Below are 16,597 nucleotides of genomic sequence, written 5' to 3'. Positions count from 1 at the left end.
GTCTTCCAATTCAGTGTGAGATCAGCGCCGGCACGGTGAGGGATTCGAACATGCCGCGCGTCGTGCCTCCCAGGATGAACTCCCGAAGTCTGGAATGGCCATAGCCGCCCATCACGATCAGGTCGGTATTGTTGTCGGCCGCCAGCGACAGAATGGCGTTGTGAATATTGGGACCGTCGGCCGTGATACGGTAAGGCGTAGCGGACAGATCGCGCCGGGCGAGGTGGGCCAGCAATGCCGCCGAGGATGCTTCGCTCTCGCCTTCCTTCTCGTTGACGGTAATGACGTCGATCGTCTTCGCCTTGCGAAGAAACGGCAAGGCATCGTGGACGGCCCGCGTCGCCGGTATGCCGCCATCCCAGCAGATCAACACGCGATCGGTCTTGATCGGAGCGTGGGTGATGTAGGGTACCATGAGCATAGGCCGTCCGGAGCCGAACAGCACGGCCTCGGACAGGAAATCGGTCTGGCTCGGATTCGAGCGGTCCGGCTGCGCGACGATATTCAAATCATAAAGCCGCGACATCTGCGTCAGCGTGCGGGTCGCCGCATAGGATACGTCAAAGGTGCTCTTGGCGTCATGGGGAATGTCGAGCCGCCTCGTGGCGATCTCGAACTGGTCCAGCACGGCGGCGGCCTGCTCGACACCGGTTTCGTACTCGGCGGCCATGACGACCGCCGCCGCCTCGGAGGCGATCATCGGATTCAAGGCCTGATAGACGCAGGCGATGCCATCGAGATGCGCTTCAAACAGGGTTGCGACCGAAGCTGCGCAATCGATCAAAGCGCCGGCAGGCCGGTCAACGGGAAGAAGGACAGAGATATCTTTCAACATGCTCGACCGCTTTCTGGTTGGGAGGACCTTTCTTGGTGGAATTATGCCCGCCTCGGCCCCAGACTTTTTGATCTATCTCATGCCCGCCGCGCCGCGGGCGCCGGCAAACATGGGCAAGAGCCCGGGAAATGGTGAGTGGGTGCGGCGCGGCTTTCAGGCCTCCCGAACAATCCAGCCGCATCGCACCCCATTTGGCGGCGTCGGTCAGGGCAACCCCCGCGTGTGTATCTCGTGTCGCCCTCCAATTGGAGGATGTTGACCTGATGGCGACTCATTCATAATCCGCTCACGGCTTGGCGCGTGCTTGAAGGGCGGCCGGCAGAGGTCATTCCATACGTCTGATATCGTGGATCAGCGCCGGGCCGTGGTGCCCTCAGAAAAATTGGACGGCACGTGCCGCTGTTTTACTTCCGAATCTGCAATGGGGATTATTCGGGCACTTCCGGCGAGGGGTTCGACCTTGCCGACAAGGAAGCCGCCTGGGCGGAGATGACCAGGGTTTGCGGCGATCTTGTCGGCGGCATTGCCCGTAAACTGAAGCAACAATCGGAATGGCGGATGGAGCTTTTGGACGAGTCCCAAAGGACCGTTTTCAGAATTCGGGTGCTGGCGGAGACGCTGGATCGGCCGGCGGCATCTGAAATCGCCCAGCCGCACGGAATCGACATCGGCGTGAAGACATCTGCGTCAATCGATCCGTCAAATCCCTGATCTGCTCACGGCTTCGCCGGATGGATGAACGTCCACGGCGTGGTTTCGGAATCCTTCGGCACTTCCACGTCGATCAGATATGGCCCGCCATGCGCCAGCGCTGTTTCCAGCGCGGCGCGAAACCCTTGCGGCGACGTCACCCGCGCCGCGCCCACGCCGAAGGACTCCGCAAGTCTCACAAAATCCGGATTGACCAGGTCGGACGCCACGACGCGGCCCTCGAAACGCTCGCGCTGATCGCGCCGCACATTGCCGTAGGCATTGTTGTTGAACACCAGCGTCACGACGCCGATGTTGAACTGTACCGCGGTGGCAAGCTCCTGCACGCCGAACATGAAGCCGCCATCGCCTGTTATCGCGACCACCGGCCGGTCGGGATTGGCAACCTTGGCGCCGAGCGCGGTCGGGAAACCCGAGCCGAGCGTTCCCTGATAACCCGAGGTGATGAAGGTGCGCGGTTCATAGACCGGAAAGCCGTACCAGGAGGCAAAACCGACCTGCGACAGCTCGTCCGTGACGATGGCGTTGGGCGGCAGTACCTCGCGCAGAATGTTGAGGTACGCCATCTGCGGCTGGACCTTCTGGATCTCCTGCTGCGCCGCCGCCGAGGCCTCGCGGATCGCGGCGCGGCGGCCGCTGGTCTTCCTGTAGCCGGCCTTGCCGACCGCTGCGAGCAGCTCGCGCGTGCCGGCGCGGGCATCGGCGACCACGGCGGCGTCGGGCGTAAACCGCCGCATTTCGGACGGGTCGATATCGATCCGAATCGATTTCAGGCCGGCCGGTTGAAACGGCCAGCGAAAAGATGTCGCCGGCAATTCCATGCGGCTGCCGATCCCGATCATGAGATCGGTCTTCGGCCACAGCCGGTAGGCCGCGGCCATGGTCAACCCGAGTTCATGCGCGTTGGACACGATGCCGCGGCCGCTGCGGAACGCTACCACGGGCGCGTCGATCAGTTCAGCGAGCTCGAGGATTTCGTCGCGGGCGTGTATCGCGCCGCTGCCGACGAAGATCATCGGCGTCTTGCTGCCCGTAATCAGGGCAGCGGCGGCCTTGATCCGGTCGGGATCGGGCAGCGGCGGTGGAAACGGATCGAACGGTCTTGCCGCGCCGACCTCGGCGCGCTGCGTGAACACGTCCCACGGCATTTCCAGTGAAACGGGTCCGCGGCGTCCCGACAGCATTTCCTGGAACGCGCGCGCGACCTGCGTCGGAGCCGCGTCCGGATATTCGATGCGGTCGGCCCATTTGACGAAGGTGCGCAGCGTCGCGAGTTGGTCCGGCATCTCGTGCAAATGGCCGCGGCCCTTGCCGAGGAAGGCCGTCGGCACCTGGCCGGTCAGGCACAGCACCGGCTCGTTGCAACCGAATGCCGTCAACAACGCGGCACCCGCATTGAGAACGCCGGGACCCGGAACGACACTGAACACGCCGGGCTTGCCGCTCGAACGCGCATAGCCGAAGGCCATATAGCCGCAGGCCTGCTCGTGGCGCGCGCCGATCACCTTGAGCTGCGCCTGCTGGAAGGCGTCGAACAGGCCGTAGATCTGCGCGCCGGGCAGGCCGAATACCGTATCGACGCCGTGGGCGACCAGGCCTGAGACGATGGCTTCGCCGCCGGAACTCACTGTCATTGCGTTTTCTCTTCGCTTGCGGGCAGATTCATGATGGCTTCGTCGATCACGCCGTTGCGCAGCATGCCGACATTCTCGGCCTCGACTTCGACGACATCGCCGGGCTTGAGATAGCGCGGCGGATCGAACCGCGCGCCGGCGCCCGTCGGGGTTCCCGTCACGATGATGTCGCCGGGGACCAGCGTGGTGAAGGTCGAGATGTAGTTGATCAGATAGCGGAAGCCGAAGATCAGCCGCGAGGTGCGGTCGTCCTGCCGCGTCTCGCCATTGACCCGCGTCGTCAGCCTGATATCGGCGATCTCAGCCTCGTCGGTGTAGGGGACGAGCCAGGGCCCGAGGCTGCCGGTCGAGTCGAAGTTCTTGCCCTGCGTCACGTTGAATTTCGCATGCCGAACCCAGTCGCGGATGGTGCCCTCGTTGCACAGCGTCACCGCGGCGATGTGATCCAGCGCGGTACTTTCGGCGATATGCCGGCCGGCCTTGCCGATCACCAGAGCCAGCTCGCCCTCGTAATCGAGCTGCGAAGAGGCGCGCGGGCGAACCAGCGGCGTCAGATGGCCGACGAAGGAGCGCGGCGTGCGCATGAACATGCTCGGATATTTCGGCGCATCCTGGCCGTCTTTGTATTCGGCGTTGCGGTCGGGGTAATTGACGCCGATGCAGATGATCTTTTCCGGCGAAGGGATCGGCGGCAGCCAGGTAATGGCGTCCAGCGCGTAATCCGGCTGATATTGCGCGGCGTCCTCGGCCAGTTTTGTCAGGGCGCCGGCGGCGATCACCTCGCGCAGCGTCGGAAAATCCGTGGCGAAGCGGGCGGAGAGATCGACGATCCCGCCTTCGACGACAGCGCCGTATTTGGTCGAGCCGTCGATGGAGAAAGTGGCGAGGCGGTGGGATGTCATGAGATATCCAATGATGTTGCGCGAGTCGCTTAGCCAGGGTTCATGCCCTTGGCGCCGATCACGGCTTTGGCGGCGGAAGTGGTCAGAAAGTCGATGAACGCCCTGGCGGCTTCCGTTTCTTTGCTGTCCGCCGCGATGGCGGCGGCGAAAACCAGCTCCTGCTGCAGTTCGGCGGGGAAGGGGCCGGCGAGTTCGACGCCGGGGGCGATCAGCACGTTGACGAGAAACACCCCGAGTTCGGCCTCGCCGTTGGCGACGCCAGGGGCGATCTGCGCCGGCGAGCCCAGCGGTTTCGTCTTGGCTTTCATCGCCTCGCCCATGCCGAGGCGGTCGAACGTCTTCAGGACATGGGCCCCGGCCGCGCTCTCCGGCACGAAGGCGACCGACGACGCGTCGAGCAGGGTCTTTTTCAGCGCCTCTGACGTGCCGATGTCGGGCTTCGGCGTACCGGACCGGACGGCGACGCCATAGCCGACGCGGGCGATATCGATGGTTGGACCGGCGACGAAGCGGGCCTTCGCGGCGGCATCCTTGAAAACATCGACCGGCACCACCGCGAGATCGAACGGCGCGCCGGAGGTGATCTGCCTGATCAGATTGGGGGTTGAGTCGAAGTGAATGACAAGCTTGTGGCCCGAGGCGTGCTCGAATTGAGGGGCGAGTTCGTTCATCCAGCCGGTCGTGGAGCCGCCGGCCAAAACCTTGAGTTCGGCGGCCCGAAGATCAGTCATGGCTGACGTCATAAGCGCGAGACCAAGCATCGAGGCGGCAGCCAGCGACAGCCTTTTCATGAGACCCCCATTTGATCGCGGTGGACGGCATTCGTATCTCAGTCCGCGATGGTGACGTCGGCGACAAACAGCGGTTCGCGCACGGCCTGGCCCGTGAACGGCGATCCCTGCTCGAACCAGGAGCGCGGCGCGGGCGCGCCCCACAATGTTTGCCGCCGCGGGTCCTTCAACGACCAGCGCAACGGTTCGTGGTCGTGATCCCCGGTGAAGTAATCGCTGGTATAGAGCTCCAGCCGGTGGCCGTCGGGATCGCGGATATAAAGGAAGAAGGCATTGGAAATGCCGTGGCGGCCGGGGCCGCGCTCGAGATTTCTGAGATAACCGCTCGACGCCATCACGTCGCAGAGGTGTAGAATGTTCATTGCGGTCGGCACCCAATAGGCAAAATGGTGCAGGCGAGGGCCGCGGCCGTTGGTGATGGCGAAATCGTGCACATTGCCCTTGCGGTGCATCCAGGCCGCGGCGATGCGCCCGTTCGGTCCGTCTTCCTCGCCATATTCGGTGAGCCGGAAGCCCAGCCGCGCGTAAAAGTCGACGGTGTCCTGAACTTCGGCCGCGAACACATTGAAATGGTCGAGCCGTTGCGGGTGGCAGCCCTTGTAGAGATCGTAGCGACGCAACAGATGCGGGCGCTTCTCCATGGTGGCGTAGAGCTCGATCTGGAAGCCGAAAGGATCGGTGAATTGCAGCGTGCGGCCCTGGAACGGCGCGTTGGCGAAGGCGCATGCGATCCCGTTTTCGGAAAAGAACGCGGCGGCCTTGTCGAGATCGCTCTCGTTGCCGACCTTGAAACCGAGCCGGTTGCAGGCGGCGGCCTGCGCCTCGCGCAGCACCAGCGAGTGATGCTGGTGCTCCTCGGCGCCGCGCAGATACACGGCCTTGTCGTCGCGATCCTCGACATGGAGCCCGACCGTGTTTTCGTAGAACTCGCGGCTCCTGTTCAGGTCCACCACGTCCAACACGACATGGCTGCACCGGATAATGTTGAAGGGCGGGTCGAAGACATGTTGCGGAACGGGCATGCGGTGTTTCCCTGGTTCGGTTCGTCATTCCGGGCTCGCGCTGCGCGCGCCCCGGAATGACGGCTGGTGTTACGCGCCCAGCCTCTGAATCTTGTGCGTGCCGCGCGCCAGCGAGACGTGCTTGGTTTCCATGTAGAAGTCGAACGAATAATCGCCGCCGTCGCGGCCGATCCCTGACGATTTCATGCCGCCGAACGGCGTCGGCAGATGGCGGACGTTTTCCGAATTCAGCCAGATCATGCCGGCTTCCAGCGCATCCGCCACGCGTAGCGCCCGGCCGGTGTCGTTGGTCCAGACGTAGCCGGTGAGGCCGTATCTGACGTCGTTGGCGATTTCGATGGCTTCGTTCTCGTCGCGGAACGGAATCACTGTCAGGAACGGTCCGAACACTTCCTCCTGCGCAACCCGCATCTTAGGCTGCGCGCCGGTGACCAGCGTTGGCTGCACATAATGGCCGCCGCCGGGGCCGTCATACGGCTTGCCGCCGACCGCGATGACGGCACCGTCCTGCCGCGCGATGTCGAAATAGGAACAGACCTTTGCCAGATGGCGCTCGTGGATCAGCGGTCCGATTTCGGTTTGGGGATCGAGGGGATGGCCAACCTTCAGCGCTTTCACGCGCGCGGTGAGTTTTTCGATGAATCTGTCCGCGATGCTTTGCTGGATCAGCAATCGGCTCGACGAGGTGCAGCGCTCGCCGTTGAGCGAATAGATCATGAACACGACCGCATCGAGCGCGCGGTCCAGATCGGCGTCGTCGAACACGATCACGGGATTCTTGCCGCCGAGCTCGAAATGCACGCGTTTCAGCGTCGGCGCGCCCTGCGCCATGATCGCAGATCCCGTCGCGCTCTCGCCGACAAAGCCGATCGCCTTGATCGCGGGGTGCTCGGTCAGCGCCTTGCCGGCCTCTTCGCCGATGCCGTGTACCGTATTGAGGACGCCGTCGGGCACGCCTGCCTGCTTGACAAGTTTCGCCAGAAGATCGGCCGTCACCGGCGACCATTCCGCCGGCTTGTGCACCACGGTGCAGCCGGCCGCCAGCGCTGGCGCGATCTTCCAGGTCGAGAGCATGAACGGCGTATTCCACGGCGTGATCACGCCGACCGGGCCGATCGGCACGCGCGTGGACACGTTCCAGTGCTCCTCGCTCGGCATGTTCAGCCCGTCGCGCGCATCGGCGCATTTGTCGGCGAAGAACCGGAAATTCTCCGCCGCCCGGACCGCGGCCTTGGCCATGAAGCGATGGGCCTGGCCGGTGTCGATGCATTCCAGCACCGCGATGTCGTCGGCGCGGTCCTCGATGGCGTCGGCCACCCGGTGCAGCAGTTTCTTGCGCATGGAAGCCGGCAAGTCGCGCCAGCCCTTGAAGGCCAAGGCTGCCGCCGTCGCGGCGAGGTCGATATCCTCCGCGTTGCCGCGCGCGACGCTTGCCAGCACCGCGCCGTCGATCGGCGATCTGGTCTCGAACGTATCGCCCGAGATCGACGTCACCACCTTGCCGTCGATCACATGGCCGATGCCGTTGGCGCGCAGTGCCTTGAGCAGTGGCGCGGCGCGATCGAGATTGGCCTTGAACACATCCGATTTCGGCGTGACCTTATCCATGCGCAACCTCCGCCTTCAGAGCCTCGTGAATGTTGTTGCGCTTCCAGCTGGTTTCCTTGTCGTTGATCTGCATGTCGAACGACAGCGCGAACCTGCTTGCCGCGAAGACCGGGTCGAGATGACTGGAGAGCGCCTTGAAGATATGTTCGCCGGCCTTCTGGCGCGCCGCGAGGTCGCGCCCTTCGCCGAGCCGCAGCACCATGGCGAGAAAGCCTGACTGCGCCGACCCGTCGGCGATGGCGTAATGCTCGCAGCGGATGGCGCGAACGCGAATGCCTCCGAGCGGAAAGATCCCGGTTTCCACCGCGGCCCTGCGCACGATCTCGACCACCTTGTCCATTTCGACGCGGGCATCGAGATTGGCGGAATATTCGATCGTGAAATGCGGCATGTCCGGCCTCCCAATCATTTGTCAGAGCGGCATCAGGCGAAGTAGCAGCTGACCGACCCGTAACGACCATAGTCGGCTTGAATCGTGTCGCCTTTGCGGGTCTCGATCGGGCGAATGAACGATCCCGCCAGCACCACCTGGCCGGGCTCGAGCGCAAGCCCGAGCGGAGCGATCTTGTTGGCGAGCCATGCCACGGAAGTTGCGGGATGGTTGAGCACGCCAGCGGCAAGGCCGGTTTCTTCCAACTGGCCATTACGATAGCACAGCGCGCCGATCCAGCGCAGATCGGCATCGAGCGGACGTAACGGGCGCCCGCCGAGTACGATCCCGGCATTGGCGGCGTTGTCGGCGATGGTATCGAATATCTTTCGCGTCGATTTGGTCACAGGATCGACCCGCTCGATCCTGGTGTCGAGGATTTCCAGGGCGGGGACGACGAAGTCGGTCGCGTTGAGCACGTCGAACATCGTGCAGCCGGGCCCGGCCAGCCGCGTCTTCATGATGAAGGCAAGCTCGGCCTCGACCCGCGTGCCGATGAAGCGGTCCGACGGCACCAGCCCGCCATCGGCGAAGAACATGTCGTCGAGCAGCACGCCGGAATCCGGCTCGTCGATCAGAAGCGCGCTCTGCATCGCCTTCGAGGTCAGCCCGATCTTGTGGCCTTTGACGACGCGGCCTTCGGCGACCTTGATCTCGATCCACGCCTGCTGGATCGCATAGGCATCCTCGATGGTGATGCCGGGATATTCCTGCGACAGCTGCCGGATCTGCTGCTTGGTTTTTTCCGCCTGTTGAAGCCGCTCGGCGGCAAGACGGATATCTTCTCTGGTCAGAGCCATGCTGGGGTCGGCCATCGGAAGCAAAAAGCGGGATGCGCAAATATGATTAACATGTTAAATGTATCGGGGCAAACCGAATTGGGGTTTGCTGCGGTGCAAGCTGCCGCGTTGCCGGAATTCATTCGGACGGTTGGGGACTGGCGGATAATCGAGCGTGGCGCGGAAAAAATCCCCTGACAAAGCGGCCGTCCGGCGGGGGCCGATGCGCCAATTTTCCCGCTCGCTGCCGATGTCGCTGTTGCGCGCCCGCGAGGCCGTGATGCGGCAGTTCCGTCCCTCGCTCAGGGACCACGGCCTGACCGAGCAGCAATGGCGGATTTTGCGCGCGCTGGCCTCCGTCGACACCATCGAGGTCACGGAACTGGCCCGCGTCGCTTTTCTGCTCGGCCCCAGCCTTTCCCGGATTCTGCGCGACCTGGAAGGGCGTCATCTGATCGAGCGACGGGTAGTGAAAGCCGACCAGCGCCGCGGCCTGGTGTCGATCTCCGCCAGGGGGGTGAAGCTGATCGAGACCGTCGCGCCGACCTCGGAGGCCATCTACGCCGCCATCACCCGCCGCTATGGCGCGCGCAAGCTCGCCGAGTTGCAGGGAATGCTGCGTGAGCTGGAGGAGGGGCTGTCGGAGCTGCAGGCCCGGGAAGGCGCCGAGGCCGACGAATTGGAGTGAGCGCAAATTTGCATGATGTTGGTAAGGTCATCGCATAGCTCGCGCCGTGCATATTGTTTGGGCAAGAAGCTGGCAATTGGCGGGGCAACCAGGCGACGGGAATAAGTCGGATCGGCCGGCGTTAACCTTTGGTGGTGGTTCCAGTTGGCGATACGTCTTCACCGTTAGTCGAAATGGTCGCGATAGCAATTTACTCTGGACGCGAGAGTCCGTAGATACGCGGACGGTGTCGCGTCCTCTGGGACTGCAAACATCAAGAAAGGCCGACAAAGAAGCCCGGCCTCACGGAGGAACGAATGAAGGTTACGAGACGCGATTTCGCGGCCGGCTTGGCCGTGGGTATTACCGCACCCTACCTCATCAGCAACGCACGCGCGCAAGCCGCCACCATCAAGATCGGCATGTGCGCACCTGTAACCGGTCCGGCCGCCGAATCCGGCGGGTACGCCATCAAGGGCGCCAAGCTCGCGCTGGAAGCCGTCAACAAGGCAGGCGGCATTCTCGGCAAGCAGGCCGAATTGATCATCGAAGACGATCAGACCACCAACCCCGGCATCGTGCTGGCCTTCTCAAAACTCGCCGCGCAGTCGGATATCGTGGCCTTCCTCGGCTCGATCCGCTCCACGCAGGTGCATGCGATGGCGCCCGACGTACTCAAGCTCGGCAAGCCCGTGATGATCGGCGGCACCGATCCCAACCTGACCCACATGGGCAACCAATGGCTGTTCAGGTTTCGCCCCAATGACAGCTATTCGGGCCGCGTGATCGCCGACTACGGCGTCAACACGCTCGGCAAGAAGAAGTGGGCCGTGCTGCATTCGACCGACGCGTTCGGCACCGCCGGCGGCAAGGCGCTGACTTCGGCGCTGGAGAAGCTGGGCGCGCCGCCGGTTCTCGATCAGGGCTATGCCAACCAGAGCCAGGACTTCACGCCGGTCGTGCTCGCGATCAAGCAGTCCGGCGCCGACATCCTCGGTTCCTACTTCACGTTCGAAAACGATCTCGGCATCTTTGCCCGTCAGTTGCGCCAGCTCGGCGTCAACATTCCCTGGGTGGGGTCGCCCTCGATCGTCAACATCACCGCGCTGAAGCTCGCCGGTCCCGCGCTCTACGGCACCTACGGCGTCGCCGACTATGCCGAGGATTCCAGCGAAGGGTCGAAGGCGTTCGGCAAGGCGTATCGCGACGTCGTCAAGGTCGCGCCGGATAACCAGAGCTCGTGGCCCTACGACGCCGTCACCGTGCTTGCGGCGGCGATCAACAAGGCCGGCTCGATCGATCCGACGAAGATTCGCGAGGCGATCCTGGCCATCAAGAAGTTCCCGGGCGCCGAAGGCGAATACAATTTCGACCAGAACGGCGACGGCCTGCACGGCTACAACATCGTCAAGAACGACAAGGGCAACATCGTTTTCGACAAGCATATCGAATTCAACGATTGATCGCTTCACCGGCCCCTCCCGATCGGGAGGGGCCGGGTTCGCATCCGTCGAGGCAGTTCGATGTCGTGCCGGCGCGCTCTGCGCCTGTCCCCGTCGCCTGTCGAAGTCGGGCCAATCCGATCGCGCGCCGGACCGGTTCGTTTCTCCCACCGAGCATATCCATGGATCTCGTACTGCAACTGCTCTTTACCGGGATCGGCATCGGCGCCGTCTATGCGCTGGTCGCGCTCGGCTTCGTGCTGATTTTCCGCGCCACCAACGTGGTGAATTTCGCGCAGGGCGAATTCTCCATGGTGGCGGCCTATCTGATGGTGGTGTTCGCCGTCGACCTGGGCTGGCCGTACTGGCTGTCGTTCCTGCTGGCGCTGGCCGGCATGGCGCTGCTCGGCGTGATCTTCAATCTCGGGGTCTATTATCCGCTCCGCCACCGCACGTTCCTGCCGGTCATCATCGCCACCATCGGCGCTTCGATCCTGATGGCGAACTCGGTGCTGGCGATCTACGGTCCGCAGCCGCAGGTGCTGCAGGGATGGTTCGAGACGCCCGGCATCCAGCTCGGCCCGGTCTATCTCGACAGCCAGTACCTCCTGATCATCGCGGTTACCGTCGTGATGGTGATCTTCAACTACTGGTTCTTCGAGCACACCATGCTCGGCAAGAAGCTGCAGGCCACCTCGCAGGACAAGGAGATGGCCTCGCTGCTCGGCATTTCCGTCTCCACCATGATCATGATCACCTTCATCTATTCGGCGGTGCTGGGCGGCCTCGCCGGCATCCTGGTGGCGCCGGTGCTGTTCGTCTCGATCCAGATGGGCTCGACGATCGCGCTGAAAGCCTTCGCCGCCACCATCATCGGCGGCTTTGGCGACGTCGCCGGCGCGATCATCGGCGGACTGGCGCTCGGGGTCATCGAGACCTTCGGCGCCGCCTACATTTCAGTGCCCTACAAGGATGGCTTCGCCTTCCTGGTGCTGGTGCTGTTCCTGATCTTCCGGCCGCAAGGTATCTTCGGCGAACGTGTCGCGGAGAAAGCATGAGCGCGCCCAGCGACAACATGACGATGGCGGCGGCGCCGCGCAGCAGACCGCTGCTGCTGCGCCATCTGCCGTATTTCATCGCCGCGGCGATCCTGGTGGCGCTGGCCGCCACCATGCGGTTCGACGGCTACATCCTCAACGTCCTGATGCAGGCGACAACGTTCGCGATCGCGGTGTTCGGCCTTTCGGTCGTGCTCGGCCTGTGCGGCCAGATCAACCTCGCGCAGGCGGCGTTCTTCGGCTTCGGCGCCTATGCCGTCGGCATAGGAACCACCGATCTGCATCTGAGCTACTGGCTCTGTCTCGTCGCGGGTTGCGTCATGGCGCTGGGCGCGGGCGCGTTCCTCGGCATGTCGACGCTGCGGCTCGGCGGCCATTACCTCGCCATGGTGACGATCTCGTTCCAGCAGATCGTCACGCTGGTCATGATCAACGCCATCGGGCTGACGCACGGCCCGGACGGCGTTTCCAACATCGGCCGTCCCGATCTGTTTCAGACCGGGCAGGGCTATCTCGCCTTCTGCGTCGCGGTGCTGGCGATCGTCGGTTATGGCGTCTGGCACCTGCCGGACACCAGGCTCGGGCGGGCCATGCGCGCGGTGCGCGACAATGAGCTGGCCGCCGGCGTCAGCGGCATCGATGTGTTCCGCACCAAGGTCTACGCGTTCGCGCTGTGCGCCGCGCTCGGCGGTCTCGCCGGCGGGCTGTTCGCCGGCGGTTTTGCCTACGTCAGCCCGGACCAGTTCTCGTTTGCGGAATCGATCGTGTTCCTGACGATGTCGCTGCTCGGCGGCGTCGCGTCGCCGATCGGCTCGGCGATCGGCACCGGACTATTGATCCTGATCCCGGAATGGCTGCGGTTTCTGAAAAGCATTCCGGGGCTTTATCTCGCAATCTACGGGCTGTTCGTCATTTTGATCATCCGCTACATGCCCGATGGCATCTGGGGATTTATCGGCGCCGCGCTCGATCGCTGGCGCAGCCGGATCAAGGCGCCCGCGGCGGTGGCGCCGCTGCTATTGAAGCCCGCCACCATCGGCGGCGATATCGTGCTCGAAGTCAAAGGCCTCTCGAAATATTTCGGCGGTCTCAAGGCCGTCGACGGCGTCGATATCCAGGTCAAGCGCGGCGGCGTTCACGCGCTGATCGGGCCGAACGGCTCCGGCAAGACCACCACACTCAACGTTCTATCCGGCCTCTACAAGGCGACATCGGGCAAGGTCCTGCTCGACGGCACCGACATTACCACCATGCCGCCGCATCAGCGCACGGCGGCGGGCCTCGGACGCACGTTCCAGAATATCCGCCTGTTCCGCTCGATGACGGCGCTGGAGAACGTCGAGATCGGCGCCGAGCGGCCCGGCAATACGCTGATCGGGCAGGGCGGCCCCGCCGCGCTGACCGAACGCGCGATGGAGGCGCTGACATTCGTCGGGCTGGGCAGCCGCGCCAATGAACTGATCTCGAGCTTCTCCTACGGCCATCAGCGGCTGATCGAGATCGCGCGCGCGCTCGCCGCCAATCCGACGCTGCTGCTGCTCGACGAACCGGCGGCCGGCCTGAACTCGACCGAGAAACTCGAACTGCACGAGTTGCTGAAGCGCATCGCCGCGCAAGGCCTGACCATCCTGATCATCGATCACGACATGACCCTGGTCTCCGAGGCGGCCCAGCACATCACCGTGCTCAATTTCGGACGCCGCATCGCGGACGGCGAATCGATGGCGGTGCTGCGCCATCCCGACGTCGTCTCCGCCTATCTCGGGAGCGAATGATGGCGCTGCTCCAGATCAACGATCTGATCGTGCTCTATGGCGAGATCGAAGCGCTGCGCGGTGTCTCGCTCAGCGTCGACGAGGGGCAGGTCGTCACCTTGCTCGGCGCCAACGGCGCCGGCAAATCCACGACGCTGCGGGCGATCTCGGGACTGGCAAAACCGGCGGCGGGTGAAATCCTGTTCGACGGCAAATCGATCGCGGGCCTCGGGCCGGAAGCGATCGTCCGGCTCGGCATTTCCCACGTTCCCGAAGGGCGGCGCATTTTCCCCGGCCTGACGGTGAAGGAAAACATCATGCTCGGCGCGTCGAACCGGCGCGTCGCGAAAGCCGAATTGTCGCGGGAAGCCGACGCGATGTTCGACCTCTTTCCGGATATCCGGCAGTTCTCCAGTTCGCTCGGCTGGACCTTGTCCGGCGGACAATTGCAGATGGTCGCCGTCGCGCGCGGCCTGATGGCCAAGCCGCGGCTGTTGCTGCTGGACGAGCCTTCGCTGGGGCTGGCGCCGGTCATCGTGCAGGCGGTGTTCCGGATCATCGCGCAGATCCGGCAAGACACCACGGTGCTGCTGGTCGAGCAGAACGCGCGCATGGGGCTTTCGGTAGCCGATCACGGCTACGTGCTGGAAACCGGCCGCATCGTGCTCGGCGGCAAGCCCGACGAACTCTGGGGCAATGAGGCCATCGCCGCCGCCTATCTCGGCGGTCACGCCAAGGCACGGGCCTGAACAACCAGCGAAGGATAAGGCGTGCCCTTGCCGGACGAGATGTGGGCGGCGATAGTGAACGCCGCGCGCGAAGTCGGCATGAGCCAGGCGAGCACCAAAGTGCGATAGCCTCATTCGTCGCCAGGCTTCAATGACGGCCCGTTTGGAACAGGGAAGGAAACAAAGTGGCAAATAACGTGAAAAAAGTCTGGGCTTCGGGCAAGGCCGTGGTCAACGCCTGGCTGGCGATCCCGTCGGGGTTTTCCGCCGAAGTGATCGCGCAATGCGGGTTCGACAGCGTCACCGTCGACATGCAGCACGGCGTGCAGGATTACCAGTCGATGGTGCAGTGCTTCCAGGCGATGAACGGTCATCCGGTGACGCCGATGGTTCGCGTACCCTGGAACGAGCCCGGCATCATCGGCAAGGTGCTCGACGGGGGCGCCTATGGCGTGATCTGCCCGATGATCAACACCAAGCAGGAAGCCGAGAACCTCGTTCAATACTCCAAATATCCGCCGCGCGGCACGCGCTCGAACGGCCCGATCCGTTCCGGCATGTACGGCTCCGCCGGCTCCTATCAGCAGACCGCCAATGACGAGATCGTGCTGCTGCCGATGATGGAAACCAGGACCGCGGTCGAGAACATGGAATCGATCCTCGATGTCGAAGGCATCAACGGCGTCTATATCGGTCCCTCCGATCTCGGCTTCTCCTACGGCCTGGTGCCGAAGCTCGACCGCGACGAGCCGGAAATCCTGAAGATCTACGAGAAGATCGTGAAGGAATGCGGCAAGCGTGGCCTCTATCCAGGCATTCACTGCTCAGGCGCCGACGGCGCGGTGCGCGCCATCAATATGGGTTTCAAGCTCGTGACGCTGTCGAATGAAAGCGGATTGATGATGACCTACGCCAAGATGCAGGTGAACCAGACCCGCAAAGAATCCGGCGGCAAGGCGTGACTACTTCACCTCGCCCCGCTCTTGCGGGGAGAGGTGACAAGAAACCCAGGAGACTTCCCATGACCCCAGCTCCCGTCATCCGCCTGCATCCCGACGACGGCGTGCTGATCGCGCGGTCGAGCCTGCCGCCGGGCATGGTCGTGGCCGACGGCGTCACCACGGTCGAGCGGATTCCGGCCGGTCACAAGGTCGCGATCCGGCCTATTGCCGTGGGCGAGCCGATCCACCGCTACGGCCAGATCATCGGCTTTGCCACGATCCCGATCGCGCCGGGCCAGCACGTCCACACCCAGAACTGCGGCATGGGCGATTTCGCCAAGGACTATGCCTATGGCGTCGACGTCAAACCGGTGCCGAATTTCGATCTGCCGGCGACCTTCGACGGCATCCGCCGTCCCGACGGGCGGGTGGCGACCCGCAACTATATCGGCATCCTGACCTCGGTGAACTGCAGCGCGCATGTCGCGGGCCTCGTTGCCGATGTCTTCAAGAAGAACCCGTTCACGCACGACAATCCGCTGGTGGATTTTCCCAATGTCGACGGCGTGGTGGCGCTCACCCACAAGACCGGCTGCGGCATGACGCAGGACGAACCGCTGGCGCTGCTGCGGCGGACGCTCGGCGGCTATGCGCGGCACGTGAATTTTTCCGCCGTGATCGTCTTGGGGCTTGGCTGCGAGGTCAACCAGATCGGCGGCTTGATGAGCGAACAAAAACTCGCCGGGCGCCTGCGCGCAATGGACATCCAGGAAGTCGGCGGCACCCGCAAGACCGTGGAAGCCGGCGTCGCCTTTGTGCGGGAGGCGCTGACCGACGCGAATAAGGTGAGGCGGGAGCCCGTCTCCGCGAGCGAGTTGACGGTAGCCCTGCAATGCGGCGGCTCCGACGGCTATTCCGGTGTCTCCGCCAACCCGGCGCTGGGTGCAGCGAGCGATCTCTTGGTACGGCACGGCGGCACCGTGATCCTGTCCGAGACGCCCGAGACCTACGGCGCCGAGCATCTGTTGACGCGGCGGGCGGTCAGCCGCGAGGTCGGCGAGAAGCTGGTCTCCCTGATGCGGTGGTGGGAGGAATACACCGCGCGCGAGGGCGCCGAGATGAACGCCAATCCCAGCCCCGGCAACAAGGCCGGCGGCCTCACCACCATTCTGGAAAAATCGCTCGGCGCGATGGCCAAAGCCGGCAGCACCAACCTCGTCGACGTCCTGAACTATGCCGAGCCTGTGACAAAGAAGGGTTTTGTCTTCATGGACACGCCCGGCTACGACCCGGTC

At 63.8% G+C, this 16,597-nt stretch carries 15 protein-coding genes and 1 pseudogene; 8 read left to right on the top strand and 8 right to left on the bottom strand.

Annotation, left to right across the window (positions count from 1 at the left end):
- Window positions 1-10: 10 nt before the first annotated feature.
- Entirely contained in the window at window positions 11-835 is an 825-nt protein-coding gene (locus QZ213_RS02645) for a universal stress protein (protein ID WP_291684493.1), read from the bottom strand.
- 393 nt (window positions 836-1,228) lie between these two features.
- On the opposite strand from QZ213_RS02645, the pseudogene QZ213_RS02640 reads away from it, so the two are divergent.
- Window positions 1,229-1,459 (top strand): annotated as a pseudogene (locus QZ213_RS02640) (hypothetical protein); the annotation flags it as partial.
- A gap of 92 nt (window positions 1,460-1,551) precedes the next feature.
- Here QZ213_RS02640 and QZ213_RS02635 read toward each other — a convergent pair.
- The 7 genes from QZ213_RS02635 to hpaH all read right to left on the bottom strand — a co-directional run bounded on the left by QZ213_RS02635 (window position 1,552) and on the right by hpaH (window position 8,733).
- Window positions 1,552-3,180 carry a thiamine pyrophosphate-dependent enzyme gene (locus QZ213_RS02635; protein WP_291684492.1) on the bottom strand — a complete coding sequence of 543 codons (1,629 nt, stop codon included), beginning with the start codon at window positions 3,178-3,180 and terminating at the stop codon, window positions 1,552-1,554.
- A complete protein-coding gene (locus QZ213_RS02630) occupies window positions 3,177-4,082 on the bottom strand; it encodes a fumarylacetoacetate hydrolase family protein (RefSeq protein ID WP_291684491.1) in 906 nt (301 codons plus the stop codon). The genes QZ213_RS02635 and QZ213_RS02630 overlap by 4 nt, the downstream gene beginning before the upstream one ends.
- Before the next feature lie 29 nt (window positions 4,083-4,111).
- Window positions 4,112-4,813: a molybdate ABC transporter substrate-binding protein gene (gene modA / locus QZ213_RS02625; RefSeq protein WP_291684490.1), complete on the bottom strand. Its 702-nt coding sequence runs from the start codon at window positions 4,811-4,813 to the stop codon at window positions 4,112-4,114.
- Between the two features lie 98 nt (window positions 4,814-4,911).
- Window positions 4,912-5,895 carry a 3,4-dihydroxyphenylacetate 2,3-dioxygenase gene (hpaD, locus tag QZ213_RS02620; protein ID WP_291684489.1) on the bottom strand — a complete coding sequence of 328 codons (984 nt, stop codon included), beginning with the start codon at window positions 5,893-5,895 and terminating at the stop codon, window positions 4,912-4,914.
- A gap of 69 nt (window positions 5,896-5,964) precedes the next feature.
- Window positions 5,965-7,503 carry a 5-carboxymethyl-2-hydroxymuconate semialdehyde dehydrogenase gene (gene hpaE / locus QZ213_RS02615; protein WP_291684488.1) on the bottom strand — a complete coding sequence of 513 codons (1,539 nt, stop codon included), beginning with the start codon at window positions 7,501-7,503 and terminating at the stop codon, window positions 5,965-5,967.
- Window positions 7,496-7,894, bottom strand: a complete 399-nt coding sequence (locus QZ213_RS02610) for a 5-carboxymethyl-2-hydroxymuconate Delta-isomerase (RefSeq protein WP_291684487.1) — start codon at window positions 7,892-7,894, stop codon at window positions 7,496-7,498. The genes hpaE and QZ213_RS02610 overlap by 8 nt, the downstream gene beginning before the upstream one ends.
- Before the next feature lie 32 nt (window positions 7,895-7,926).
- Window positions 7,927-8,733: a 2-oxo-hept-4-ene-1,7-dioate hydratase gene (gene hpaH / locus QZ213_RS02605; protein ID WP_291684486.1), complete on the bottom strand. Its 807-nt coding sequence runs from the start codon at window positions 8,731-8,733 to the stop codon at window positions 7,927-7,929.
- 202 nt (window positions 8,734-8,935) lie between these two features.
- Here hpaH and hpaR point away from each other — a divergent pair, with 202 nt between their 5' ends.
- The 7 genes from hpaR to QZ213_RS02570 all read left to right on the top strand — a co-directional run.
- Window positions 8,936-9,400 (top strand): homoprotocatechuate degradation operon regulator HpaR, encoded by a 465-nt coding sequence (gene hpaR / locus QZ213_RS02600; protein WP_291684485.1) that lies wholly within the window; start codon window positions 8,936-8,938, stop codon window positions 9,398-9,400.
- 296 nt (window positions 9,401-9,696) lie between these two features.
- On the top strand, window positions 9,697-10,842 hold the full coding sequence (locus tag QZ213_RS02595) for an ABC transporter substrate-binding protein (RefSeq protein WP_291684484.1): 1,146 nt from the start codon (window positions 9,697-9,699) through the stop codon (window positions 10,840-10,842).
- Between the two features lie 161 nt (window positions 10,843-11,003).
- Window positions 11,004-11,879 (top strand): branched-chain amino acid ABC transporter permease, encoded by an 876-nt coding sequence (locus tag QZ213_RS02590; RefSeq protein WP_291684483.1) that lies wholly within the window; start codon window positions 11,004-11,006, stop codon window positions 11,877-11,879.
- Entirely contained in the window at window positions 11,876-13,654 is a 1,779-nt protein-coding gene (locus QZ213_RS02585; protein WP_291684482.1) for a branched-chain amino acid ABC transporter ATP-binding protein/permease, read from the top strand. The genes QZ213_RS02590 and QZ213_RS02585 overlap by 4 nt, the downstream gene beginning before the upstream one ends.
- Window positions 13,654-14,382, top strand: a complete 729-nt coding sequence (locus tag QZ213_RS02580) for an ABC transporter ATP-binding protein (RefSeq protein ID WP_291684481.1) — start codon at window positions 13,654-13,656, stop codon at window positions 14,380-14,382. Before QZ213_RS02585 ends, QZ213_RS02580 begins: the two co-directional genes overlap by 1 nt.
- Before the next feature lie 164 nt (window positions 14,383-14,546).
- Window positions 14,547-15,323, top strand: coding sequence for an aldolase/citrate lyase family protein (locus QZ213_RS02575; protein WP_291684480.1), 777 nt, complete (start codon window positions 14,547-14,549; stop codon window positions 15,321-15,323).
- A 59-nt stretch (window positions 15,324-15,382) separates the two neighbouring features.
- On the top strand, window positions 15,383-16,597 hold a 1,215-nt coding region (locus tag QZ213_RS02570), incomplete at its 3' end, for an altronate dehydratase family protein (RefSeq protein ID WP_291684479.1).

Origin of the sequence: Bradyrhizobium sp. (genome assembly GCF_017881085.1) — a bacterium.
In the GTDB taxonomy this organism is placed as follows: Bacteria; Pseudomonadota; Alphaproteobacteria; order Rhizobiales; family Xanthobacteraceae; genus Bradyrhizobium.
The sequence above is the reverse complement of the archived record's forward strand: the minus strand, read 5'-3'. Positions and strand labels throughout refer to the sequence as shown.

Excerpts from the sequence above, each read along its gene's own strand:
- hpaD (WP_291684489.1), bottom strand. The coding sequence starts at position 5,895 with ATGCCCGTTCCGCAACATGTCTTCGACCCGCCCTTCAACATTATCCGG.
- QZ213_RS02585 (WP_291684482.1), top strand. The coding sequence starts at position 11,876 with ATGAGCGCGCCCAGCGACAACATGACGATGGCGGCGGCGCCGCGCAGC.
- QZ213_RS02610 (WP_291684487.1), bottom strand. The coding sequence starts at position 7,894 with ATGCCGCATTTCACGATCGAATATTCCGCCAATCTCGATGCCCGCGTC.
- hpaR (WP_291684485.1), top strand. The coding sequence starts at position 8,936 with ATGCGCCAATTTTCCCGCTCGCTGCCGATGTCGCTGTTGCGCGCCCGC.
- QZ213_RS02580 (WP_291684481.1), top strand. The coding sequence starts at position 13,654 with ATGGCGCTGCTCCAGATCAACGATCTGATCGTGCTCTATGGCGAGATC.
- QZ213_RS02645 (WP_291684493.1), bottom strand. The coding sequence starts at position 835 with ATGTTGAAAGATATCTCTGTCCTTCTTCCCGTTGACCGGCCTGCCGGC.
- hpaH (WP_291684486.1), bottom strand. The coding sequence starts at position 8,733 with ATGGCTCTGACCAGAGAAGATATCCGTCTTGCCGCCGAGCGGCTTCAA.
- QZ213_RS02595 (WP_291684484.1), top strand. The coding sequence starts at position 9,697 with ATGAAGGTTACGAGACGCGATTTCGCGGCCGGCTTGGCCGTGGGTATT.
- modA (WP_291684490.1), bottom strand. The coding sequence starts at position 4,813 with ATGACTGATCTTCGGGCCGCCGAACTCAAGGTTTTGGCCGGCGGCTCC.
- QZ213_RS02630 (WP_291684491.1), bottom strand. The coding sequence starts at position 4,082 with ATGACATCCCACCGCCTCGCCACTTTCTCCATCGACGGCTCGACCAAA.
- QZ213_RS02635 (WP_291684492.1), bottom strand. The coding sequence starts at position 3,180 with ATGACAGTGAGTTCCGGCGGCGAAGCCATCGTCTCAGGCCTGGTCGCC.
- hpaE (WP_291684488.1), bottom strand. The coding sequence starts at position 7,503 with ATGGATAAGGTCACGCCGAAATCGGATGTGTTCAAGGCCAATCTCGAT.
- QZ213_RS02590 (WP_291684483.1), top strand. The coding sequence starts at position 11,004 with ATGGATCTCGTACTGCAACTGCTCTTTACCGGGATCGGCATCGGCGCC.